Genomic DNA, 24,402 nt, shown 5'->3' on the forward strand with positions numbered 1-24,402 from the left:
CTGATTTTTCGCCGGTAAGGGATTCGAATGAGCGAGCCGCTGGTCACCCAATGCCCCTTTTGCCAGACCCGTTTCCGGCTGACACCGGAACAATTGCAGGTCGCCGCCGGCAATGTGCGTTGTGGTGCCTGCCTGGAAGTCTTCCATGCTGCCGATACCGCCGTGCCTGCATCACCACCCGCTTCAGCACCGCAGCCGGCGGCACCGCAACGGCAGTCCGCATTGCTTGATGACGATCTGGATGAGCCCGACCTGCAGGCCCTGGGGTTGGACGAGTCGATCATCGATGAGGTCAACCCCGGTGGCATGACCGGCCATCGGCGCACCGGATTGGAAGCGGCAGCGACCGAGCCCCCTGCCGCCACTCAGACCACCGTCGAGGCGCAAGCTGACGAGCCGGCAACCGACGGTTTCGCCGATCTGCATGAGGACTTTCTCGCCACGCCCCCGGCCCAGGATTTTGGCCCGGACTTCGATCACAACCGGCTTGGCATCCAAAGCCTGCGACCAGTCGATGAGGAATATGCCGACCGGGGCATCTTCCGCCGCGACCAGCCCGCCGATACCCCCCGACCCGCACCCGAGCCTACTAGCGACGATACCGGGACGGCAGCCATCGCAGCCGACCCGACCGTCGCCGATGGGCCGGGGACTGATGACCGTCAGGAGCCGATCATCAGCCCCATGCTCTGGCCAGAATTGGATGAGGCGCTACTGGAAACGCCGCCGGCCCGCCGCCGTCAGCGCCCCTGGCTGTGGGGCACGCTCTGTGTGCTGGCATTGTTGGCCTTGCCGGCACAGTTCATCTATTACAATTTCGATGCCCTGGCCCGTGACCAGCGCAGCCGGCCGCTGCTCGAGAACCTGTGCTTTCTCGCCCAATGCGAACTACCGGCCCGGGTGGATATCAGCCGTATCCGCAGTGCCAATCTGCTGGTGCGCCAGCATCCCGAGTTTCCCAACGCCCTAGCCATCGATGTGATTCTCTACAACCGGGCGGATTTCGAGCAGCCGTTTCCGGTGTTGCAGATGCACTTCACCGATGCCGGTGGTCGTAATGTGGCCAGCCGGCGCTTCCGTCCAGAGGAGTATCTCTCGGGTGAACTGGCCGGCGTCCGGCTGATGCCTCCACAGACGCCAATCCATGTGGCCCTCGACATGCTTGATCCGGGCCCGCAGGCCAGCGGCTACAGTCTGGAATTTGCCAGCCCCTGAGCAATGGGGCTTGGCACGACTCAGTCGACCCATTGATCAAATATCAGCCAGACAGTCTTTATATGGTCATCGGTAGCAGGTATGATAGCGGCCCTCTTCACATTTCTGACCCTGCCCGAACACGTCCTGCGGTTTTGGGGCGCACACCATTGACCAACGAGTACAGGGATGGACATGCAGTGATCAGCATCGGACCCTATCAGTTGACCAGCCGCGTGATCCTGGCTCCCATGGCCGGTGTAACAGATCGCCCATTCCGCAGCATGTGCCGGAAACTGGGTGCCGGCCTGGTGGTCTCGGAGATGGTCACCAGTGATACCCGCCTCTGGCATAGCCGCAAATCCCGCCAACGCCTCGATCATAGCGGCGAGCCGGCACCCCGTTCAGTGCAGATTGCCGGCGGCGACCCGCAGATGATGGCCGATGCCGCGCGGATGAACCGCGACAATGGCGCCCAGATTATCGATATCAACATGGGTTGCCCGGCGAAGAAGGTCTGCAACAAGGCCGCCGGTTCCGCCCTGTTACGCGACGAGCGGCTGGTGACGGAGATTCTTGAAGCCGTGGTCGGCGCCGTGGATATTCCGGTGACGCTGAAGATCCGTACCGGCTGGGACCCAGAGCACCGCAACGGCGTGACGATCGCGCGCATCGCCGAGCAGAGCGGTATCCAGGCACTGGCCGTGCATGGCCGCACCCGCAGCGAGCTGTACACCGGGCAGGCCGAGTACGACACCATCGCCCGCATCCGCCAGGCAATTTCCATCCCGCTGTTCGCCAATGGCGATATCGACTCTCCGGAGAAAGCCCTCGATGTGCTGGAGCAGACCGGCGCCGATGCGGTAATGATCGGCCGCGCCGCCCAGCGCCGTCCCTGGATCTTTGGCGAGATCGAGCACTATCTGCGCCACGGCGAATCGCTGCCCGAACCGGGCCTGGCCTGGCAGCAGACCCTGCTGCTGACTCACCTTGATGCCTTGCATGAATTCTATGGCGAACAGCAGGGCGTGCGCATCGCCCGCAAGCATGTCGGCTGGCAACTGGAAGCACTCCCCGGAGCCGAAGAGTTCCGCCGCCACTTCAACCGCATGGATTGTGCCCAGCAGCAACGCCTTGCGATTGCAGACTTCTTCAACCGCTTGATGGATGGAGGCCTCGCGGCATGAACCAACTGAATACATCCCAGATCGACGGAAACCTACCCGTGAGCGAGACCCCCGAGGCAGATCTATCCTGCCCCCCGAACGACCCCCTGGCCGGAACACAGACCCTGCGCGACAGTGTCGAACAGGCGCTGCGTAACTACTTCGAGCATCTGGACGGCCAGGATGTCACCGACGTCTACAACATGGTGCTGGCGGAAATCGAAGCGCCGCTGCTGGAAAGTGTCATGGACTACGTGCGCGGCAACCAGACCCGCGCCTCGGAGGTGCTGGGGCTGAACCGCGGCACCCTGCGCAAAAAGCTCAAACAGTACGGCCTGCTCTGAGCGCGCAACCTGTTTTTCGCTTGAAGCCTCGCCGCTTGAAGCTGTTTTTTCACCAACCTGATATGGATCCAAGATGACCGACCAAACCACCCGCCTGCCGGTACGCCGCGCGCTGATCAGCGTCTCGGACAAGACCGGTATTGTCGATTTCGCCCGTGAACTCAGCGCGCTGGGCGTGGACATTCTGTCCACCGGCGGCACCTACAAACTGCTGCGGGACAATGGCATCGACGCCGTGGAAGTCGCCGATTACACCGGCTTCCCGGAAATGATGGACGGTCGGGTGAAAACGCTGCATCCGAAGATCCATGGCGGCATTCTCGGCCGTCGCGATCTGGATGGCGCAGTCATGGCCGAGCATGGCATCCAGCCGATCGACATGGTGGTGGTCAACCTTTACCCCTTCGCGGCGACCGTGGCCAAACCTGGCTGCACCCTGCCCGACGCTATCGAGAATATCGACATTGGCGGCCCGACCATGGTCCGCTCGGCTGCCAAGAATCACAAGGATGTCGCGATCGTGGTCAATGCTGGTGATTACGCCAGCCTGCTGGACGGCCTCAAACAAGGTGGCCTGACCTACGCCCAGCGTTTCGATCTGGCGCTCAAGGCGTTCGAGCACACCGCAGCCTATGACGGCATGATTGCCAATTATCTGGGCACCATCGACCAGAGCCGCGATACGCTGAGCACCAATGACCGCGCCGCCTTCCCGCGCACCTTCAATAGCCAGTTCATCAAGACTCAGGACATGCGCTACGGGGAGAACCCGCACCAGAGTGCCGCCTTCTACCGCGAAGCCGAGCCGGCGGAGGCTTGCATCGCCACCGCCACCCAGCTGCAGGGCAAGGAACTGTCCTACAACAATGTTGCCGACACCGACGCCGCGCTGGAGTGCGTCAAGAGCTTCAGCAAGCCGGCTTGCGTCATCGTCAAGCACGCCAACCCCTGCGGTGTAGCGGTGGTCCCGGAAGACGAAGGTGGCATTCGCAAGGCTTATGAGCTGGCCTTCGCCACCGATAGCGAATCCGCCTTCGGCGGCATCATCGCCTTCAACCGCGAGCTGGACGGCGACACAGCCAAGGCTATTGTCGAGCGCCAGTTCGTCGAAGTGATCATCGCGCCCAGCGTCAGCGCCGAAGCCCGCGACATTGTTGCCGCCAAAGCCAATGTGCGCCTGCTCGAATGCGGCCAGTGGCCGGCCGAACGGGTCCAGGACCTGGACTACAAGCGCGTCAATGGCGGCCTGCTGGTGCAAAGCCGGGATACCGGCATGATCACCGAAGCCGACCTTAAAGTGGTGACCAAGCGCGCGCCGACCGAGAAGGAAATCCACGACCTGATTTTTGCCTGGAAGGTAGCCAAGTTCGTTAAATCCAACGCCATCGTCTATGCCAGCAACCGCCAGACCATCGGTGTGGGCGCCGGCCAGATGAGCCGGGTCAACTCCGCGCGCATTGCCGCCATCAAGGCTGAGCATGCCGGTCTGCCGGTCGAGGGCGCGGTCATGGCTTCCGACGCCTTCTTCCCGTTCCGCGATGGTATCGATAACGCTGCGGCCGTGGGTATCCGTGCGGTGATCCAGCCCGGCGGTTCCATGCGCGACCAGGAAGTGATCGATGCCGCTGATGAGGCCGGTATTGCCATGGTATTCACCGGCATGCGTCACTTCCGTCACTGAGTAGGGTTACGGCCGCGCTGAAGCCGCATCTGCTGGCTTCAGCGCGGCCTTGTTTCGAGTTGCTAGCGGAACCCCAAATGCAATTTTGAGGTATACAGAATGAATGTACTGATTATCGGCAGTGGCGGGCGTGAGCATGCCCTGGCGTGGAAAGTGGCGCAGGATGAGCGCGTCGAGAAAGTCTTTGTCGCCCCGGGCAACGCCGGTACCGCAATCGAGGCCAAGTGCGAGAACCTGGCCATTGATGTGCTGGAACTGGACAAGCTGGCCGACTTTGCCGCTGCCAATGTCGCGCTGACCATCGTCGGCCCTGAAGCCCCGCTGGTTGCGGGCGTGGTCGACCTGTTCCGCGAGCGCGGCCTGCAATGCTACGGCCCGACTGCCGGCGCCGCCCAACTGGAAGGCTCCAAGGCTTTCACCAAGGACTTCCTGGCGCGCCACAAGATTCCCACCGCCGATTACGCCAACTTCACCGAAGTCGAACCGGCGCTGGCCTACTTGCGTGACAAAGGCGCGCCGATCGTGATCAAGGCTGACGGCCTGGCCGCCGGCAAGGGCGTGATCGTCGCCATGACACTGGCAGAGGCCGAAGCAGCGGTCCGCGACATGCTGGCGGGTAACGCCTTCGGTGCAGCCGGCTCACGGGTAGTCATCGAGGAGTTCCTGGATGGCGAGGAAGCCAGCTTCATCGTCATGGTCGACGGCGAGCATGTATTGCCGATGGCCACCAGCCAGGATCACAAGCGGGTCGGCGATGGCGACACCGGCCCCAATACCGGCGGCATGGGCGCTTACTCCCCCGCACCGGTGGTGACCAGTGCAGTACACCAGCGGGTCATGGACGAAGTCATCTGGCCGACCGTGCGCGGCATGGCGGCTGAAGGAAATGTCTATACCGGCTTCCTGTATGCTGGCCTGATGATCGACAAGTCGGGCGCACCCAAGGTGATCGAATTCAATTGCCGCTTCGGTGACCCAGAGACCCAGCCCATCATGCTGCGTCTGCAGAGCAGCCTGGTGGAGCTGATCGAGGCTGCCCTCGCAGGTAACCTAGACCGTACCGATGCCCGCTGGGATCCTCGCCCAAGCCTGGGCGTGGTGCTGGCGGCCGGTGGCTACCCGGGCGACTATGCCAAGGGCCAGGTTATCAGCGGTCTCGATCAGGCGACCAGCGCCGATGGCAAGGTATTCCATGCGGGTACCGCGCTGCAGGACGGCAACGTCGTCACCCAAGGTGGACGTGTGCTGTGCGCCACCGCACTGGGTGACAGCGTCAAGGCAGCGCAGCAGGGCGCTTATGATCTTGCCGAAAAGATCAGCTGGGATGGCTGCTTCTACCGCTCGGATATCGGCTACCGCGCCATCGAGCGGGAAAGCTGATTTACAACCCGCCGACCCTTGGTCCGGTCGGCGGGTTATCTGCCATGCCGTGGCTATCACCTGGCCAGCCTTGCACTCGGCCGTGCAGCTCAGCAGAATAGTCGTTCATTGCCCAAGGATAGGACAGATAAATTGAAGCAGACTCTGAGGTTGTTGTGCGCCAGTCTGGTGGGCCTTTGTCTGTTGATGGACAATCTGTGGGCTCAGGACGCTGGCAGTGCGCATTCAGGCTACCAGACCTTCGTCGATACCAGCGGTCAGCTGGCATTGAATGACATTCTTTCCAATCGCTACGCCAACCTGTTCGTTCCCAGCACCGGCAGCCCCTTCAAACTGCCCGGCGGGACTGCCGCACTGTGGGTGCAGGTGCCATTGCAGCATCAGGACACCTACCTGCTGGAACTGCACAACCCGAGCATTGCCCGTATCCATGTTTATCTCCTGAGAAACGATGTGTTGCGCGCGGCGTATACCGGCGGCACCACCAATGCCCGCGCCACGGTGCCCCTGCCCCATGAGGGTTTCGCCTTTCCCATCAACGTGCAGGCCAGCCCCGAACAGAAACTACTGGTACGGCTACAGAACGATTATCCGGTCAGCACGCATATCAGTCTGGTGACACTGAGCGAAGCCACCCGCATCCACACCCGGCATCAGGCGCTGCAGGGCATGCTGGTCGGTCTGCTGCTGGGGCTGGCGTTGAATTGCCTGTTGCAGGGTTCATTGCGCAACGACCCGCTGCATCTGCTCATGGCAATAAGCGCCCTCCTGTTCGGCCTGAGCAGCCTCAGCGGCGTCGGCTGGGCGCTGCATAACCTGGAGTTCCTACAAGGCCGTACCGGGGCCTTGCTGCATCTGTCCGGCCTGGTTGTACTTGCCGCGACCCTGCATGGCCTGTATCCGATCCCCGGCACCGCGGGTGATCGCAGTGAGCGCATCGCCATTCTGCTGGTCGGCGCCCTCATACTACTGCTCAGCATCGCACTGCCCGGTCTGCTCGAACAGACGCTGTCGATCGTACGCATCGGTCTGCCGCTGACCATGGCCTTGCTGAGCGCCGTAATGCTGTGGCGGCGTGAGCATATCGACCGGTTGTTTCTGTGCGGCACGCTGCTGTTGATCGGTAGCTGGCTGCTCGAACAGGCGCTCGGTGTACCGCCCCATGACCTGACCCGGCACCTGGTCGACTTTCTGTTGTGGGGCGCGCTGGCCTGCTATTCCGCCAGCCTTTACCGGCGCCTGCAACGCAACATGATCAAGCGCGTCAGGCAGCGCCACGAGGAAGCGGCCTTGCTGGCTCAGCGCAATGCCCGGGCGGAGTTCCTGGCCCGCATCAGTCATGAAGTTCGCACGCCCATGAACGGGGTGCTGGGCATGTCCGAGCTGCTGCTCAACACGGCCCTCTCGTCCAAGCAACGCGATTACGTGCAGACCATCCATGGATCAGGCACCGAGCTGCTGAGCCTGATCAATGACATTCTGGACATCTCACGGCTGGAGTCCGGGCAACTGACGCTCGATAACCTGCGCTTCGACCTGCACGCATTGATCAATGACTGCCTCGAGAACCATCGCAACCGCCTCGCCAGCCAGCCAATAGAACTCATCGGCTTTATTCACCCGGATGTCCCCCAATTGATGGAAGGTGATCCGGCCCGTCTGCGGCAGGTCATCATGAGTCTGCTGAACAGTGCCACGCTGAATACTGCCGACGGCGAGATTCTACTGGCCGTCGGTCTGGAACGTCAGGCCTCCGACCTCCCGGTGCTGCGTCTGGCCATTCAGGACAGCGGCCACGGCATGAGTGCCGATGCCCGCAGCAGCCTGCTGGACATTGCCACCCCCGGTGAGCGACTGCTGCGCATACTTGAAGGCCAGGGACAGTTGTCGCTGTACATTTCGCAACAGCTGATCCGCATGATGGGTGGCCAGGTGGGTATCAAGGAAGGCGCCGGAGGACTGCCCGGCGGCGCGGCGGCTGCCGGGACCACCGTGTGGGTGTCGATACCGGCACGCTTTATCGACAGCCCGGTGGAGGCCGATCAACAGGGCCGCTGTCTGGTCGACCGCAGCATCCTCATCGTCGATGACAATGCCACCTCCCGCAAGGTACTGCAGCAGCAGGCCAGCGCCTGGCAAATGGCACCCCGCACCGCCTCCAGCGGCCGTGAGGCGCTGGCCATCCTGCGCGCCCAGGCCAACCTTGACAGCCCCTTCGATATCCTGGTGGTCGACCAGTCCATGCCCGGCATGACCGGCCTGGAACTGGCCAGCAAGATCAAGGACGACCCGATCATCAGCAATGACCTGCTGGTGGTCATGCTGACCGGCGTGAACCAGCTGCCCAGCCGTATCGTTGCCCGTAATGCTGGGATCCACCGGGTGCTGAACAAACCGGTATCCGGCCATACTCTGCGGGCTACCCTGATCGACGGCTGGCTGCAACGTCGCGAACAAGCCACCGCCACGCTGCGCCGGGAAGCGCAGCAGCCTTCGGAACAGAGTTCGGAACAGGCTGATTTTATGGTGCTGGTCGCTGAGGACAACGCCGTTTCCACCCGTGTGATTCAGGGCATGCTGTCAAAACTGAAAGTGGCCTGCGAGGCGGTGGAGAATGGCCGGGAGGCGGTGCAAGCGGTTACCCAGAATCGTTATGACCTGGTCCTGATGGATTGCGAGATGCAGGAGATGGACGGGTTTACCGCCACGGAGCAGATCCGCCAATGGGAGCAGCAACATGCCCTGTCGCCGATTCCGATCATTGCCCTGACCGCTCACATCCTCCCGGAGCATCGCGAGCGGGCACGTCGCTCCGGTATGAATGGCCACATGGCCAAGCCGATCGACCTGGCCCAACTCAAGGCGCTACTGGATCATTGGATGGCGCAGCGAACGCCCCGATCAAAGGACCGTTGAGAGCCCGCCTGTGAATGCAGCCGGACCGCTGCACCCGTCGTGGCGACGGCATAGTTGGCCAGCAGGGTGTTGACTATGGTTTTGATCGACATGGGGGCAGCTCCTCCTGTTTGAACTGCCAACCATACTGCCCCGACGATACGGCCTCGACCATTGAAATGCTTCAATGGTCGCCATAGATCGAATTACCTGCCCAGAGAGTACCGCCCCGCTCCGTCAGGAGCCGGGCGGTCATTCAACGTTGCGGGCGATTTGCCCCACCACGCCGCTTGCTCTTGCCGGCACCGGTTTCCCGCGGCGGCAGGCCAGTGTGCTGAGTGAGCAGCTGGCCGGCCTTCGGAGTGCCCGGCTTGGTGGACTGCTTGCGCCGGGCGCTGTGGTAGCCGCCTTCGATCGCCGGCTGGAAGGTCGGAATCAGATGCTGCTTGCTGTTACCGATAAGATCGGCGCGGCCCATTTCCTTGAGCGCCTCGCGCAGCATCGGCCAGTTGTTGGCATCGTGATAACGCAGGAATGCCTTGTGCAAACGACGCTGCTTCTCACCTTTGACGATGCCCACCTCTTCGGTCTTGTAACCCACCTTGCGCAGCGGGTTCTTGCCTGAGTGGTACATGGCTGTGGCAGTTGCCATCGGAGAGGGATAGAACGCCTGTACCTGATCCGCCCGGAATCCGCTGCGTTTGAGCCACAGGGCCAGATTCATCATGTCTTCATCGGTGGTACCCGGATGGGCGGCGATGAAATAGGGAATCAGATATTGTTCCTTGCCTGCCTCCCGGCTGTACTTCTCGAACATCTTCTTGAAGGTGTCGTAACTACCGATGCCCGGCTTCATCATCTTCGACAGCGGGCCTTCCTCGGTATGCTCGGGAGCGATCTTCAGATAGCCACCGACATGATGACTCACCAGCTCCTTGACGTATTCCGGCGAACGTACCGCCAGGTCGTAACGCAAGCCCGAGGCAATCAGGATGCGCTTGACGCCCGGCAACTCGCGCGCCTTGCGATACAGTCCGATCAGCGAGGAATGGTCGGTATTGAGGTTATCGCAAACGCCCGGCCATACGCAGGACGGCTTGCGGCAGGACGCCTCGATCTCCGGGCTCTTGCAGGCCAGACGATACATATTGGCAGTCGGCCCGCCGAGATCGGAAATGGTCCCGGTAAAGCCCGGCACCTTGTCGCGGATCTCTTCGATCTCGTTGATGATCGACTCGTGGGAGCGGCTCTGGATAATGCGACCTTCGTGCTCGGTGATCGAGCAGAAAGTGCAGCCACCGAAACAACCGCGCATGATGTTCACCGAGAAGCGGATCATGTCGTAGGCGGGAATCTTCGCATCACCATAGGCCGGGTGCGGAATCCGCGCATAGGGCAGCCCAAACACGTAATCCATTTCTTCGGTGCTCAGGGGAATCGGCGGCGGATTGAACCAGACGTCCCGATCCCCGTGACGCTGCACCAGCGCCCGGGCGTTGCCGGGGTTGGTTTCCAGGTGCAGCACGCGGTTGGCGTGAGCATAGAGCACCGGATCATTGCGCACTTTCTCATAGGAAGGCAGACGGATCACGGTACGGTCGCGCTCCAACCGCGGATGATGCAGCAGCTCGACGACCTGCACCTCAGCCTCAGTCGCCGTCTCGGGCGCATCCCCCGCCGCCTGCTCTACCGCGCAAGCGGCGGTATCCTGGGTGTTAACGTAGGGGTTGATGATCTTGTCGACCTTACCGGGCCGGTCTACGCGGGTAGAGTCCAGCTCGAACCAACCCTCCGGCGTGTCCTTGCGGATGAACGCCGTACCGCGGATATCCGTCATGCTGCCAACGGGTTCGCCACGGCTCAGGCGATGGGCGACTTCCACCACGGCCCGCTCGGCGTTGCCGTAGATCAGGATATCGGCCTTGGTGTTGATCAGCAGCGAGGGTCGGACCTTGTCCTGCCAGTAATCGTAATGGGCAATGCGTCGCAGCGACGCCTCGATGCCACCGAGGATCACTGGCACATCCTTGTAGGCCTCGCGGCAGCGCTGGCAATAGGACAGGCTGGCGCGGTCCGGACGCTTGCCGGCCTTGCCGCCAGCGGTGTAGGCATCATCAGAGCGAATCTTGCGATCAGCGGTGTAGCGGTTGATCATGGAGTCCATGTTGCCGGCGGCGACCCCGAAGAACAGGTTCGGCTTGCCCAGCTGCATGAAGTCGTCCTTGCTGTGCCAGTTGGGCTGGCTGATCATGCCGACACGAAAGCCCTGGGCCTCCAGCAGACGGCCGATGATGGCCATACCGAAGGACGGGTGATCCACATAGGAATCCCCGGTCACGATGATGATGTCGCAACTGTCCCACCCCAACTGGTCCATTTCCGCACGACTCATCGGCAGGAAAGGCGCCGGACCGAAGCACTCGGCCCAATAGCGGGGATGATCGAACAGCGGTCGGGCCGCCGGCATGCTGAGCGCCATTACCTACTCCTCCCCGTAGCCCTGGTATGAACCGGGCGCGAGGTTTTCAAATCGGGTGTATTTACCAATGAAGGCCATGCGGCAAGTGCCGATAGGGCCGTTCCGCTGCTTGCCGATGATCAGCTCAGCGATGCCCTTGTCCTGGGTGTCGGGATGATAGACCTCATCCCGGTAGACGAACATGATCACGTCGGCGTCCTGCTCGATAGCGCCGGATTCACGCAAGTCCGAGTTGATCGGTCGCTTGTTCGGTCGCTGCTCCAGCGAGCGGTTGAGCTGGGATAGGGCCACCACCGGCACGTTGAATTCCTTGGCCAGGGCCTTGAGCGAGCGGGAAATCTCGGAAATCTCGTTGGTACGGTTCTCCGATGAGGCGCCGCCGATCCGCATCAATTGCAGATAGTCGATCATGATCAGACCCAGATCACCATGCTCGCGCACCACCCGCCGCGCCCGGGCGCGCATTTCCATGGGCGACAGGCCCGCGGTATCATCGATGAAGAGTTTACGATCATTCAGCAGATTCACTGCCGAGGTCAGCCGCGGCCAATCCTCGTCGTCGAGGCGACCGGAGCGGACCTTGGTCTGATCGATGCGCCCCAGGGACGACAACATACGCATGATCAGCGATTCACCTGGCATTTCCAGCGAGAACACCAATACCGCCTTCTCACCGCCCATGACCGCATTCTCCACCAGATTCATGGCGAAGGTGGTTTTACCCATGGACGGACGACCGGCGACAATCACCAGGTCCGCCGGCTGCAGGCCAGAGGTCATGCCATCCAGATCGGTGAAGCCGGTGGACAGGCCGGTGATCGAACCTTCGCTGTTGAACAGCGTATCGATACGATCGATGGCCTTGGTCAGCAGCGTATTGACCGATTCGGGGCCGCCGGTCTTGGGGCGGCTTTCGGCAATCGCGAAGATCTTGCGCTCGGCATCGTCGAGCACCTCATTGGGCTGCAGGCCCTTGGGGTTGAACGCGGTGTCGGTGATTTCGGTACTGACGCTGATCAACTGGCGCATGGTCGCGCGCTCGCGGATGATCTGCGCATAAGCGCCGATGTTCGCGGCCGAGGGGGTATTCTTGGCCAGTTGCCCCAGATAGGCCAGGCCGCCAACTTGATCGATCAACCCTTCCCGGTCCAGATCCTCGGCCAGGGTGACCACATCAAATGGTTGATTGCGCCCAGCCAGACGCACCAGCGCACGGAAGATCAGGCGATGATCGTGACGATAGAAATCCGTTTCGCTGACCAGCTCGGCAACCCGCTCCCACGCGGTATTTTCCAGCATGACGCCACCGAGTACAGCCTGTTCGGCTTCGATGGAGTGCGGCGGAATTTTCAATGCAGTGGTCTGCAGGTCAAGCTCGGGACGCTCGGCGTAAATCTGATCACTCATGGCTAGAGGCTCGAATCCTGAATCGGCGGGCTTCACATAAAACAACACGGCGCCTGTCGGGGACAAGCGCCGTGCTGGCAAGTCTACCAGAGCAAATCACCCGATCGCGACCATAGGTCGGGACCGGGTGACAGGTCTTGCAGTTGCGGGTACTGCTTAGCCGGCAACCACTACCAGCTTGACGGTAGCTTCAACGTCAGTGTGCAGGTGCACGGCAACGTCAAACTCACCGACAGTGCGCAGCGGGCCTTCAGGCAGGCGCACTTCGCTCTTTTCCAGCTCAACGCCAGCGGCGGTCACGGCATCAGCGATGTCGCGAGTACCGATGGAACCGAACAGTTTACCTTCCTCGCCAGCATTGGCGCTGATGGTAACGGACAGCTCGGCCAGCTTGGCGGCGCGTGCTTCGGCTTCGCCCTTGCGTTCTGCAGCAGCCTTTTCCAGCTCAGCGCGACGCGCTTCGAAGGCTTCTACGTTAGCGGCGGTAGCCGGAGTTGCCTTACCGAACGGCAACAGGAAATTGCGAGCGTAACCAGCTTTAACGGCGACCTTGTCGCCCAGGTTACCCAGATTCGCGATCTTTTCGAGCAGGATAACTTCCATTGCGATGACCTCTTTGAATTCAACCTTGGCTGTTCGGGTCGTCATCACCGGGCGACCCGGAGGGTGGCCTCATGCGTGAGCGAAAGTCGAACAAGCTATCTACAAATGCCAACAACACAATCAGGGGATAAGCAAATCGGACGAAGATAACGAACAACACATACATTCCGATCAACCAACCCGAACCCAGCTTCTTGATACCCACCACGCCGTGCATCAACGCCAGCCCGGCCAGCAGCAAGGGCACGCTGGCCACCGGCGACAGCATGGCCAACTGCGGCCATTGCGGTGCCATGATGACCAGCACCAGCAGGCCGATGGCAGCAAGCGGCGGCAGGCGCAGCTGATGAAAGTCCTGACGAAAACCGCCCGGGTTGTACAACCGGGCCTGCCAGGACCGTGCGATCATCAGGCTGACCAGAGCCATCAGCATATGCATGGCCCCCATCACCCCGCCGAGCACGGGTATCATCAGTTCATCGAGACGGGCCAGCAATGCGGCCTGTTCTGCCTCTGCGAGCTGCAACCCCATCTGCGGCAGCAGCTCCGGCAGCATCTCTCGGAACCCATCGGCCATCGCCTGTAACGGCTCGGCCAACGCCATCAGCAACGCCAGCGTGTAAACCACGCCGAGCGGTACGGCCAACAGCAGCACGCGGACCCAGTCGTTGTGCTGACGCAGCACCACGGCCAGGCCGGCACTGCCGAGCATGACCAGCAAGGGCGTCAGGTCCCCGAGAAAGGTCCAGACCAGTGCCGGCAACATGCCCCAGGCGAGTATCGGTAAAGCTTCCGACAGCCCACGGCGCAGGATCACCAGCGCCAGGGCCGCCGCACTGAACCAGAACAGCAGTGGTATGGCCGCAGCGATGGCTACTGCAAAGGTAGCCTCTCTGCGACCGCGCATGATGTACTCAGCTAAACCACGCATGCCGGTTCGGTATCCCCTGATTACGGGTTTGAGCTGCCGCTCAGCGACCGTGACTGTCGGTGAAGGGCAGCAGAGCCAGGTAGCGGGCGCGTTTGATAGCGACTGCCAGCTGACGCTGGTACTTGGCCTTTGTACCGGTGATACGGCTGGGTACGATCTTGCCGGTTTCGGTGATGTAGGCCTTCAGGGTGTTGAGATCTTTGTAATCGATCTCTTTAACGCCTTCAGCGGTAAAACGGCAGAACTTTCTGCGACGGAAAAAACGTGCCATGGCAGCGTCTCCTTTTAACTGGAATGGGAACCGAAAAACTTACTCGTCGTCACCGGAATCGGTATCGTCGCTATCGTCAGCGTCTTTACCGGAATCGGTGTCTTCATCGCTGCGCTCACGGCGCTCACGACGCTCGCCACGACCAGTGTCTTCAGGCTTGAGCATGTCGGACTGTTCGGTGATGGCTTCATCACGACGGATGACCATGTTGCGAATGACGGCATCGTTGTAACGGAAGTTTTCGGTCAGCTCTTCCAGTGCTTTGGCGCTGCACTCGACGTTGAGCATGATGTAGTGAGCTTTGTGGATCTTGTCGATCGGGTAAGCCAGTTGACGGCGACCCCAATCTTCCAGACGGTGAATCTTGCCGCCGTCTTCTTCGATCAGCTTGGTGTAACGCTCAACCATCGCGTTAACCTGCTCGCTTTGGTCCGGGTGAACCAGAAATACGATTTCGTAATGACGCATTTTGTGCTCCTTACGGGTTATAGCCAGCCACCCAAAATGGTCTGGCAAGGAGTAGAACTCAGGTTTGGGGCGGCCATTCTAGGGAAGTGGTTGCGAACTGGCAAGGAAAAGCGGGAGCACAACCGAAAAAGAGGCCAGCTTGGGGCTCTGTCAGCGTCTGCAAGGAAAAGGTTGGCCGGCAGGGCCACGCCGACACGCCGTAAACCCATCCCTGGGGGCTCGCGGTTGCCATCCATGGCAACCGACGGTCGGCCCAACCCTACCGACCAACCTTTTCGGAAAGCTCCATGCTGCTGTTGGTTTCAAACCCTCAACCACTCGACCGCTTTGTACTTCCGAGCCACGCAAATGCCACGGCCAGCCTATGTGTTGCATGTGGAGCAAAGCCTCTGTCGCCATGGATGGCGACAGGGAGCCTACAGGGAAGTATTCACGGCGTCTTTGCGTAATGTGCAACACATAGGCGGGCTGCACGGACTTGCAAGAACAGACTAACCAAGCGCTCTAGCAGTACGCTGACGCACCGCCTCGAACAGACAGACACCCGCAGCGACCGAGACGTTCAGGCTGCTGACACCGCCAGCCATGGGCAACTTCGCCAGATAGTCGCAATGCTCGCGGGTCAGTCGGCGCATGCCGGCCCCTTCCGCGCCCATGACGATCACCGTGGGTATGGTCAGATCTACCTGATACAGCAACTGATCCGCCTCCCCTGCTGTGCCAACTACCCAGAGCCCGCGCTGCTGCAATTGCTTGAGCGTGCGCGCCAGATTGGTCACCGCTACCAGTGGTACGGTTTCAGCGGCACCACAGGCGACCTTGCGCACCGTCGGTGACAAGCTGGCCGAGCGATCCTTGGGGATGATCACGGCCTGGGCTCCCGCAGCATCAGCACTGCGCAGGCAAGCGCCGAGGTTGTGCGGATCAGTCACCCCATCGAGCACCAGTAGCAAGGGCGTGCCATCCAGCTTATCGAGCAGACTGCCGAGCATATCCTCGGACCACAGCTGGCTGGGCGTAACCTGGGCGACGACACCCTGATGCACACCGCCATCCGCCAGGCGATCAAGCACGTCAGGCAACACGCGCTCTATATCGACCCCCGCGCCCGCTGCCAGATCCAGGACGGCCTGCATGCGCGCGTCCAGTCGACCGCGCTGCACTTCCAACTGTTTTACTCGACGCGGCGCACGTTCGAGCATGGCCTGCACCGCGTGCAGGCCATAGATGTATTCCAGATCACTCATGTTCCGTCAGTCCACCTTGCGCTTACGCGGCGCCCGCGGCTTGCCGCCAGGCTTGCGCTCGCTACCGCCCGGCCGACCGCCCGAGCGGGCTGCCGGTGCGGGAGCACCACGCCCCCGGTCGGACTTGCCGGTCTTACCGGTCTTGCCGCCCCTGGCCGGCTTACCCGACCGCGAGCCCGACTCTCCAGCCTTGCGCGCGTCGCTCAGCAGCTTCTCGCGCACCGCACGACTGTTGTTGTGATCAGGTTCTGCGGGACGGTCGGAAGCCATCTCGAAATCGATCTTGCGTTCATCCAGATCCACCCGCGCTACCTGCACGCGAATCGAGTCACCCAGACGGTAGGTCCGCCCGGAGCGCTCACCCACCAGCTGGTGATGAACCTGGTCGAAATCATAATAATCCGCAGGCAAGGCGGTGATATGCACCAGACCTTCCACATAGATGTCGGTCAGCTCGACGAACAGACCGAATCCGGTGACTGCCGTGACCAGACCATCGAAGTTCTGGCCGACACGGTCCTGCATGAACTCGCACTTGAGCCAGCTGACCACGTCACGGGTGGCCTCGTCGGCCCGCCGCTCGTTCTGCGAACACTGCTCGCCGAGCTTTTCCAGCGCGGCCAGATCGTACGGATAGACGGCTGCCTTGGGCAGCACGCCAGCACCACTGCGCTGCACCAGATCGGTCTTCTTGCGCGACCGGATCACCGAGCGGATGGCCCGATGCACCAGCAGATCGGGATAGCGTCGGATCGGCGACGTGAAGTGGGTATAGCCTTCGTAATTCAGACCGAAGTGGCCGGCGTTGTGCGGGGTATACACCGCCTGGCTCAGCGAGCGCAGCATCACGGTCTGGATCAACTGGGCGTCGGGGCGATCCTGGACCTTGGCCAGCACTGCGGCGTAGTCCTCCGGCGTCGGGTCACCCTTCTTGCGCGTCAGCGACAATCCCATTGAGCCAAGGAACTGGCGCAGGCGCTCAACCTTCTCCGGCTTGGGACCGTCATGCACTCGGTACAGACCGGGAACGTCCAGCTCCTGCAAGAAGCGCGCAGTGGCCACGTTGGCGCACAGCATGCATTCCTCGATGATCTTGTGCGCATCGTTGCGGGTAGTCGGCAGGATCTCGGTGATCTTACGATCCTTGCCGAACAGCATGCGCGTTTCGGTGGTCTCGAAATCGATTGCACCGCGACCATGGCGGGCCTTGGCCAGCGCCTGATAGAGATCGTACAAACTCTTCAGGTGCGGCAGCACTTCGGCATATTCCGCGCTCAGCGCCTTGCCTTCACGACTGCGCGGGTGCTCCAGCATGCTTGAGACCTTGTTGTAGGTCAGGCGCGCATGGGAGTGAATGACTGCCTCGTAAAACTGGAAGTCAGTAAGCTCGCCGCTCTTGGAGATGGTCATTTCGCAAACCATGGCCAGGCGGTCCACATTCGGCATCAGCGAGCAAAGACCATTGGAAATGGCCTCGGGCAGCATCGGAATCACTTCACTGGGGAAGTACACCGAGGTGCCACGCAGCTCGGCTTCGGCATCCAGCGCCGAGCCCAGCGGAACGTAATGGGACACGTCGGCAATCGCCACATAGAGCTTCCAGCCACCGGAGAACAGCCTCCAACCGCTGGCCTTGCGCGGCTCGCAGTACACGGCATCATCGAAATCGCGGGCGTCTTCGCCATCGATAGTGACCAGCGGCAGATGACGCAGGTCGACTCGCTTGAGCTTGTCCTTCTCACTGACGCGATCTGACAGACGCGCTGCCTCGTCCAGTACTTCCTGAGGCCAGACGCTGGGAATATCGTAGCTACGCAATGCCACTTCGATTTCCACACCCGGCGCCATGTAGTCGCCGACCACTTCAATCACTTCACCCTGAGCCTGACGACTCATGGTCGGCCACTGAGTGACCTTCACTTCCACGTACTGACCCTGCTTCGCCCCACCGGAACAGCCGGGCGCAATCAGTACTTCCTGTTTGATCTTGGCATTGTCCGCCGCCACGAAGCCGATGCCGCTTTCTTCATAGTAGCGACCGACCAGCAATTCGTGGGCCCGTTCGATAACCTCGACAATGGCCCCTTCACTGCGGCCGCGACGGTCAACGCCGGTAACTCGTCCCAGCACGCGGTCGCCATCGAAAGCGATGCGCATCTGCGACGGCCCGAGGAACAGATCTTCGCCGCCATCATCGGGAACCAGAAAGCCGAAGCCATCGCGGTGGCCCTGAACCCGACCGCTGATCAGGTCGAGCTTGTCCACCGGCGCATAGGCGCCGCGACGGGTATAGATCAACTGGCCATCACGCTCCATCGCCCGCAGGCGACGGCGCAGGGCTTCGATGCCATCTTCATCATGCAGGCCGAATTCCTGTTGCAGTTGCGCCCGCGTTGCAGGGGCACCGCGCTCGGCCAACAGTTTGAGGATGAGTTCGCGACTGGGGATGGGGTTTTCGTATTTCTCTGCTTCACGCTTGGCGGCCGGATCCATATCGATCCAGCTGGTCGAACCTGCAGAGTGCGGGTCGGCAGCTTTGCTCGATGCAGGCATCGAGGCTTGGGGTTTGGTCTTTTTCGTCATAGACGCCTATTGAACCGCGAAACGCGATTTCTTGCACCTTATTTCCAAAGGGATAATTTTTTTGCAAACAGGGGTTTACAAGGTTTTTCCTGCTGCGTATCATTCGCGCCGTCAACACGACATCGGTTGCAGCGCGGGCCAGATAGGTTCAGCATAGCAGACGTGTCAAGTGACATGCCCAGGTGGTGAAATTGGTAGACACGCTAGCTTCAGGTGCTAGTGGCCTTACGGCCGTGGAAGTTCGAGTCTTCTCCTGGGCACCAATTCCGAAAACCGGACGCAAGTCCGGTTTTTCAGTTTAGACAGACATGCTTTGTCGGCATGATTGATCGAAGCCAGCAGCACCGGCAACGTGACATCGAATGACACGCCCAGGTGGTGAAATTGGTAGACACGCTAGCTTCAGGTGCTAGTGGCCTTACGGCCGTGGAAGTTCGAGTCTTCTCCTGGGCACCAGTTCAAGACAAAGCCGAGCCTATGCTCGGCTTTGTCGTTTCTGCTCCCCTCCTCCTTCCAGTCCTTCTCTCGCCCTTCGCTCAGCCACCCCAGCACCAGCAGCAGCCGCGGATACTTTGTTGCCTTGGTCCAACTCGTGCGAGAATTATGCCTGCCGCATAACAATTCATACTCCGGGCCGGGAAAAACAAGGCATGACGATAGAAATTGCGCTGGTCCTGGGTATCGCCCTGATCGCCGTAGTACTGTTTGCAACCGAAAAATTACGTATCGACGCCATAGCGCTGCTGGTGCTGTCCGGGCTGGCGATTCTTGGCCTGGTCAGCCCTGGGGATGCTCTGAGCGGCTTCAGCAACCAGGCGACGATCACCGTGGCGGCCATGTTCATTCTGGCCGCCGGGCTACAGAACAGCGGCGCGCTGTCTGGCATAGGGCGCTTGTTGAGCAAGGCCAAGTCGCCGTTCCTGTTTCTGCTCACTCTGTTTGGCGTACTGGCAGTGGTGGCTCCCTTCGTCAACAACACGGCAGTTGTTGCCGTGTTCATGCCCATTGTCATGACTGCCACCGCCGCGATCGGCATGTCCGCATCCAGAGCACTGATCCCGCTGTCCTATGTTTCGCAGATGGCCGGCGTCTGCACCCTCGTGGGCACCTCTACCAACCTGCTGGTCAATGCCATGGCGCGGGACCTGGGTCATCCCGGTTTCAGCATGTTCGAATTCACGCCCCTGGGCGTGATCTGTTTCGTCGCCGGCTGCGTTTACCTGCTTACGCTGGGCCGCTGGCTTCTGCCTTCCACTCGGGCCACCGAGCTGGTCGAACACTACGAATTGGGCAAATACATTACAGAGTTACGAGTGATGCCCGGCTCCTCGCTGATCGGCACCTCGGTCGGTGAAGCCAAGCTGGGTGAGGAGTTCGGCGTATTCGTTCTGGAATTGCTACGCGGTGATGAGAAGGTCTGGTCCCCCCGGTCGCAGACGCTGGAAGAAGGCGACATATTGCTGGCGCGGGGTGACTGGTCGAAACTGGATGAACTGAAGAACCAGTCCGGCCTGGAAATTGACTCCGAATTCAAACTCAAGGCGCGCAACCTTGAAGAAGGCACCCAGCAAGTGTTGACCGAGGTAATGGTCGCCCCCCGCTCACGGGTGATCGGCAGCACACTGGCAATGCTCGACCGCCGCTGGCAACACGACGCCACGGTCCTGGCGGTCCACCGGCGTGGTCAGGTATTGCGCGACCAATTGAAGAACGTGCGATTAAGCGTCGGTGATGTATTGCTGATGCTGACACCCGAGAGCGAGATGCCTGCCCTGCGCAAAGATACCAACGTGATTGTGCTGAGCCAGCGCGACGCGGAAAAGCCGATGGGCTGGCGCGCGCCCTTTGCGCTGATCACCATGGTGCTGGTGATCGGTATTTCCGCCATCGGCTGGGCGCCCATCGCCATTACCGCTTTAATCGGCGCGGTCGCCATGACCCTGGCAGGCTGCCTGGATGCCGACGAGGTATACGACGCCATCGACTGGCGCATCATCATCCTGCTGGCGGGCCTGCTACCGCTGGGGGTCGCCATGAGCCAGAGCGGCGCCGCGGAATTTGTCGTCGCCAATACCCTGGGCCTGGTCAGTCACCTGGGGCCGGTGGTGGTAATGGCGGTCCTCTATCTGATGGCCCTGGTGCTCACCGAGTTCATGAGCAACGCCGCCGCTGCGGTGATCCTGACCCCCATCGGCATGTCGACGGCCAACATGCTCGGGGTGGACGCCACGCCCTTCCTGATCGCCGTCACCTTCGCTGCCTCCACCAGCTTCGCCACTCCGGTGGGCTATCAGACCAACACCATGGTCTACAGCGCCGGCGGCTACCGCTTCGTTGACTTCATCAAGGTCGGCTTGCCGCTGAATCTGATTTTCTGGGTATTGGGGGTGATCTTTATTCCGGTGTTCTGGCCATTTTGAATGGCAGCAGCATGATGATGCAGCGCTGGGGTGCCGTTGACTGTCGATCAACTCTGTCGCTGTGGCGGAATGGAATAGGTGCCGACTACATGGGCAACTGGCTCTTCGGCACCTTCCGAATAGAGAAACACCTCCCCGACCGCCAGGCTCCGGCCAACCTTGATCAACCTGCATTCGCCGATAACGCTGGCGTCGGCTGATGGCTTGCGCAGGAAATTGATGGTAAGGCTGGTGGTGACCGCCAGCGGCACAATACCGATCTCGCCCAGGATGGCGACATACAGCGCAACGTCGGCCACCCCCATAAGCACCGGACCAGAAACCGTGCCACCCGGACGCAGCTCGTCAGCTCCTACTTGATGCGATACGGTGGCGCCGCCCTCGCCCACCGCCTCCACCTTGCATTTACTTTGCGGAAACTCCGCCGCCATGAACGCGGCGACTTCAGCTTTGCTGGCTGACATGATGCAAGCACTCCTTAATCCGAAGGTCGGTCAATGGTGTGTGGCAATAGCTCAGTCCGCCCAGATGTCAGCTGCAGGATCGACCGCCACCGACGGTCGGATCTGCGAAGCGCTACGGGAAAAACGCGGTGCCGGGGCGCTGTGCAGGGCGCCGTCGATGTCCTGATAGACCTGCCGCGCCGCCATATGCGGGTGCCGATGGGCCTCTTCCAGCTCCAATACCGGAGCGAAGCAGGCATCGCTGCCTTCCAATAACTCGCACCACTCATCCCGGCTGCGCTGGGAAAACAGTTGCGCCCAGTGCCTGGCCTGAATGGCCTGCCCTTCGCTGCTCCCAGCTTGTTCTTGCAGCGCCCCGCCGGCACCGCTGCGCCGCACCAGCTCGCTATAGAATGCCGGTTCCAGCGCGCCCACGGCGATCTGCCGACCATCGGCACATAGATAGCAGCGGTACCATGGCGTCGCGCCGCCCAGCAGGTTTTGTCCTTGGCGCATGTCGATCCGTCCGCTGGGCAGCAAGCCACTGAAGAAGGACATCAACGAGGCGGTACCGTCCACTATCGCGGCATCCACTACCTGGCCCTTGCCGGAGCGCTCGCGCTCGAGCAGTGCCGCCAGGATACCCACCGTGAGAAACATCGAGCCACCACCGAAATCACCCACCAGATTCAGTGGCGGGACTGCCTCCCCTTGCTGCGGACCGATAGCGGCCAGCGCCCCGGTCAGGGCGATATAGTTGATGTCGTGCCCGGCGGTCTGCGCCAGCGGACCCGTCTGGCCCCAGCCGGTCATACGGCCGTAGACCAGCCGGGGATTTAGTTCGCCCAGTTCATCCGGCCCCAGCCCGAGGCGCTCCATCACGCCCGGCCGAAAACCTTCGATCAATACATCGGCACGCTGCGCCAGCTCCAGACTACGCCGGCGGCCGACGTCGGTGCGAATATCCAGGGTGATGCAGGTACGCCCGCGATCGACCACCGGGTTGGGCCAGCCATTGCCGCCCGGCCGCTCGATACGCAGCACTTCGGCACCCATATCCGCCAGCTGCATGGCACAGTGTGGCCCCGGGCCGATACCGGCGAATTCCAGCACCCGCAGTCCGGCCAGTGGCCCTGCCCCCGTCTCCGTTGACGTCATTGCAGCCTCCTCTATGCCTGCGCCTTGAGCTGCTGTTCGGCCAGATAGTGGTAATAACGATCACGCAGTACCTTCTTGTCGATCTTGCCGGTGGCGGTCAACGGGATCACATCAACGATCATCTCATCGGGCATCCACCATTTGACGATCCTGTCCGCCAGGTGCGCCAGCATGGCCGCCGTGGTTACCTCGGCACCGGGATGCGGTTCGACGATCAGCAGCGGCCGTTCCTCCCACTTGGGATGGTAGACCCCGACCACGGCGGCCAGGCGTACGCCGGGGCAGGCCACCGCCGCGTTTTCGATATCGATGGAACTGACCCATTCCCCACCGGACTTGATCACATCCTTGGTGCGGTCGGTGATGCGCATGAAGCCGTTCTCATCCAACGTGGCGATATCGCCGGTGTCGAACCAGCCATCGGCATCCAGTGCACTGGTTTCGCTGCGGAAGTAGCGTTCCACGGTCCAGGGACCGCGCACCATCAAGGTTCCGGCGCTTTTGCCATCTGCCGGCAGGCGCCGGCCCTGGTCATCCACCACCTTCAGCTCGATACCGTATTGCAGGCGCCCCTGGCGGCTCCAGATCACGTCATTGACCGCCTCCTCGCCCAGCTCCGCCAGCTTCGGCGTGGGTGTGGCCACTACGCCCAGCGGGCTGGTTTCGGTCATGCCCCAGAGTTGGCGCACGGCCACGCCGTATTTGTTCTGGTACTTCTCGGCCATGGCCCGAGGCACGGCCGAGCCGCCAATGATCAGGTGCGTCAGCTTGCCGGCATCCTCACCGGTACGCTCCAGGTGGTCCAGATACATGGTCCAGATAGTCGGCACGCCACCGGAGAAGGTCACGCCCTCATTCTGGATCAACTCCTGCAGGCTCTCGCCATCCATCTTGTCGCCGGGCAGGACGAACTTGCAGCCGTTGATCGCCGCAGCAAAGGGCACGCCCCAGGCGGTGCCGTGGTAGAGCGAGGAACACGGCATGATGCAATCGAAGGCCGAGAAGTTGAAGGCGCTGCTCAGCCCCGCCGCCAGCGCATGCAGAACGATGGAACGATGGCTGTACAGCACACCCTTCGGATTACCGGTAGTGCCCGAGGTATAACAGAGAATGGCGCCGTTGTTTTCATCGAAACTCGGCCAGTCCTGCAACGACTCTTCCTCGGCCAGCAGTTGCTCATAGCCCTGCAGCTCGATGCCGGGCATGTCCGGCAGATCGCCGTCTGCGAGCATGATGAAATGGCGGATATTGGTCAGTTGCGGCAGCAGACGCTGTACCAGGTCGGCGAAATTGCGCTCGAACAGCAGCAGGCTGCTGCCGGCATGGTTGAGGGTATAGGCGATCTGCTCATCCGACAGTCGCGGGTTGCCGGTGTGCAGTACAGCACCGGTGCCGGGTACGGCAAAGAACAGTTCGTAATGGCGATGGGTATTCCAGGCCAGAGTGGAAACGAAGTCGCCCGCACCGATCCCCAGCCGGCGGATCATGTTCGCCGCGCGGCCGGCTCGATCAGCCAGGCCGGTATAGTCGTAGCGCCACAGCGGCTCGTCCACCAGTCGGGAGACGATCTCCCGGTCGCCATGAGCCGCCGCTGCGTGCTGCAGAATGCTGCTGATCATGAGGGGGAACTGCTGCATGCTGCCGGTTTGGAAATTCTGCATTGTGCTACTCCTTGTTTTTGTTATCGAACCGCTTGGCGGCAGCGGCTACGCCGCTACTGCTGATATGTCTG

General features: G+C 61.3%; 18 protein-coding genes and 2 tRNA genes. 9 read left to right on the forward strand and 11 right to left on the reverse strand.

What is annotated here, in order from left to right; all coding sequences use genetic code 11:
• Positions 1-27: 27 nt before the first annotated feature.
• The 6 genes from QAO71_RS11435 (at position 28) to QAO71_RS11460 (ending at position 8,681) form a co-directional block, all read left to right on the forward strand.
• Positions 28-1,215 carry a zinc-ribbon and DUF3426 domain-containing protein gene (locus QAO71_RS11435; protein ID WP_280164472.1) on the forward strand — a complete coding sequence of 396 codons (1,188 nt, stop codon included), beginning with the start codon at positions 28-30 and terminating at the stop codon, positions 1,213-1,215.
• Positions 1,216-1,364: 149 nt separating this feature from the next.
• A complete protein-coding gene (gene dusB / locus QAO71_RS11440) occupies positions 1,365-2,381 on the forward strand; it encodes a tRNA dihydrouridine synthase DusB (protein ID WP_268895864.1) in 1,017 nt (338 codons plus the stop codon).
• 38 nt (positions 2,382-2,419) lie between these two features.
• The gene (fis, locus tag QAO71_RS11445) at positions 2,420-2,704 is read left to right on the forward strand and encodes a DNA-binding transcriptional regulator Fis (protein ID WP_235818229.1); all 285 of its coding nucleotides are present in this window, start codon (positions 2,420-2,422) and stop codon (positions 2,702-2,704) included.
• A gap of 73 nt (positions 2,705-2,777) precedes the next feature.
• A complete protein-coding gene (gene purH / locus QAO71_RS11450) occupies positions 2,778-4,385 on the forward strand; it encodes a bifunctional phosphoribosylaminoimidazolecarboxamide formyltransferase/IMP cyclohydrolase (protein ID WP_136869623.1) in 1,608 nt (535 codons plus the stop codon).
• A 99-nt stretch (positions 4,386-4,484) separates the two neighbouring features.
• The gene (gene purD / locus QAO71_RS11455) at positions 4,485-5,765 is read left to right on the forward strand and encodes a phosphoribosylamine--glycine ligase (protein ID WP_136869622.1); all 1,281 of its coding nucleotides are present in this window, start codon (positions 4,485-4,487) and stop codon (positions 5,763-5,765) included.
• Positions 5,766-5,897: 132 nt separating this feature from the next.
• Positions 5,898-8,681, forward strand: a complete 2,784-nt coding sequence (locus tag QAO71_RS11460) for a response regulator (protein ID WP_280164473.1) — start codon at positions 5,898-5,900, stop codon at positions 8,679-8,681.
• Between the two features lie 235 nt (positions 8,682-8,916).
• On the opposite strand, the gene QAO71_RS11465 is transcribed toward QAO71_RS11460, so the two are convergent.
• From QAO71_RS11465 to rnr, 8 genes are all read right to left on the reverse strand, one after another.
• The gene (locus QAO71_RS11465) at positions 8,917-11,127 is read right to left on the reverse strand and encodes a YgiQ family radical SAM protein (protein WP_348273410.1); all 2,211 of its coding nucleotides are present in this window, start codon (positions 11,125-11,127) and stop codon (positions 8,917-8,919) included.
• Between the two features lie 15 nt (positions 11,128-11,142).
• Positions 11,143-12,546 carry a replicative DNA helicase gene (gene dnaB, locus QAO71_RS11470; RefSeq protein ID WP_036988706.1) on the reverse strand — a complete coding sequence of 468 codons (1,404 nt, stop codon included), beginning with the start codon at positions 12,544-12,546 and terminating at the stop codon, positions 11,143-11,145.
• Between the two features lie 156 nt (positions 12,547-12,702).
• Positions 12,703-13,149, reverse strand: coding sequence for a 50S ribosomal protein L9 (gene rplI, locus QAO71_RS11475; protein ID WP_036990051.1), 447 nt, complete (start codon positions 13,147-13,149; stop codon positions 12,703-12,705).
• Positions 13,150-13,168: 19 nt separating this feature from the next.
• Positions 13,169-14,056, reverse strand: a complete 888-nt coding sequence (locus QAO71_RS11480) for a hypothetical protein (RefSeq protein ID WP_235818228.1) — start codon at positions 14,054-14,056, stop codon at positions 13,169-13,171.
• A gap of 64 nt (positions 14,057-14,120) precedes the next feature.
• Positions 14,121-14,351: a 30S ribosomal protein S18 gene (gene rpsR, locus QAO71_RS11485; RefSeq protein ID WP_036988704.1), complete on the reverse strand. Its 231-nt coding sequence runs from the start codon at positions 14,349-14,351 to the stop codon at positions 14,121-14,123.
• Between the two features lie 39 nt (positions 14,352-14,390).
• Complete coding sequence (rpsF, locus tag QAO71_RS11490; protein WP_036988703.1) at positions 14,391-14,819, reverse strand: 30S ribosomal protein S6; 429 nt, start codon at positions 14,817-14,819, stop codon at positions 14,391-14,393.
• 491 nt (positions 14,820-15,310) lie between these two features.
• Entirely contained in the window at positions 15,311-16,066 is a 756-nt protein-coding gene (gene rlmB, locus QAO71_RS11495; RefSeq protein WP_280164474.1) for a 23S rRNA (guanosine(2251)-2'-O)-methyltransferase RlmB, read from the reverse strand.
• Between the two features lie 6 nt (positions 16,067-16,072).
• A complete protein-coding gene (rnr, locus tag QAO71_RS11500; protein ID WP_280164475.1) occupies positions 16,073-18,559 on the reverse strand; it encodes a ribonuclease R in 2,487 nt (828 codons plus the stop codon).
• 266 nt (positions 18,560-18,825) lie between these two features.
• Here rnr and QAO71_RS11505 point away from each other — a divergent pair.
• The 3 genes from QAO71_RS11505 (at position 18,826) to QAO71_RS11515 (ending at position 21,069) form a co-directional block, all read left to right on the forward strand.
• Positions 18,826-18,912, forward strand: a tRNA-Leu gene (locus QAO71_RS11505).
• A gap of 106 nt (positions 18,913-19,018) precedes the next feature.
• Positions 19,019-19,105: transfer RNA gene (locus QAO71_RS11510), tRNA-Leu, on the forward strand.
• A gap of 194 nt (positions 19,106-19,299) precedes the next feature.
• Positions 19,300-21,069 (forward strand): SLC13 family permease, encoded by a 1,770-nt coding sequence (locus tag QAO71_RS11515; protein WP_280164476.1) that lies wholly within the window; start codon positions 19,300-19,302, stop codon positions 21,067-21,069.
• A 47-nt stretch (positions 21,070-21,116) separates the two neighbouring features.
• On the opposite strand, the gene QAO71_RS11520 is transcribed toward QAO71_RS11515, so the two are convergent.
• Genes QAO71_RS11520 through QAO71_RS11530 form a run of 3 tightly spaced genes read right to left on the reverse strand, consistent with a single transcriptional unit; the run spans position 21,117 to position 24,307 of the window.
• A complete protein-coding gene (locus QAO71_RS11520; RefSeq protein ID WP_280164477.1) occupies positions 21,117-21,533 on the reverse strand; it encodes a PaaI family thioesterase in 417 nt (138 codons plus the stop codon).
• A 51-nt stretch (positions 21,534-21,584) separates the two neighbouring features.
• Positions 21,585-22,670, reverse strand: a complete 1,086-nt coding sequence (locus tag QAO71_RS11525) for a CaiB/BaiF CoA-transferase family protein (protein WP_280164478.1) — start codon at positions 22,668-22,670, stop codon at positions 21,585-21,587.
• Positions 22,671-22,681: 11 nt separating this feature from the next.
• Positions 22,682-24,307 (reverse strand): long-chain fatty acid--CoA ligase, encoded by a 1,626-nt coding sequence (locus QAO71_RS11530; protein WP_280165681.1) that lies wholly within the window; start codon positions 24,305-24,307, stop codon positions 22,682-22,684.
• Positions 24,308-24,402 lie beyond the last annotated feature (95 nt).

This window comes from Halopseudomonas sp. SMJS2 (genome assembly GCF_029866945.1).
GTDB lineage: Bacteria > Pseudomonadota > Gammaproteobacteria > Pseudomonadales > Pseudomonadaceae > Halopseudomonas > Halopseudomonas bauzanensis.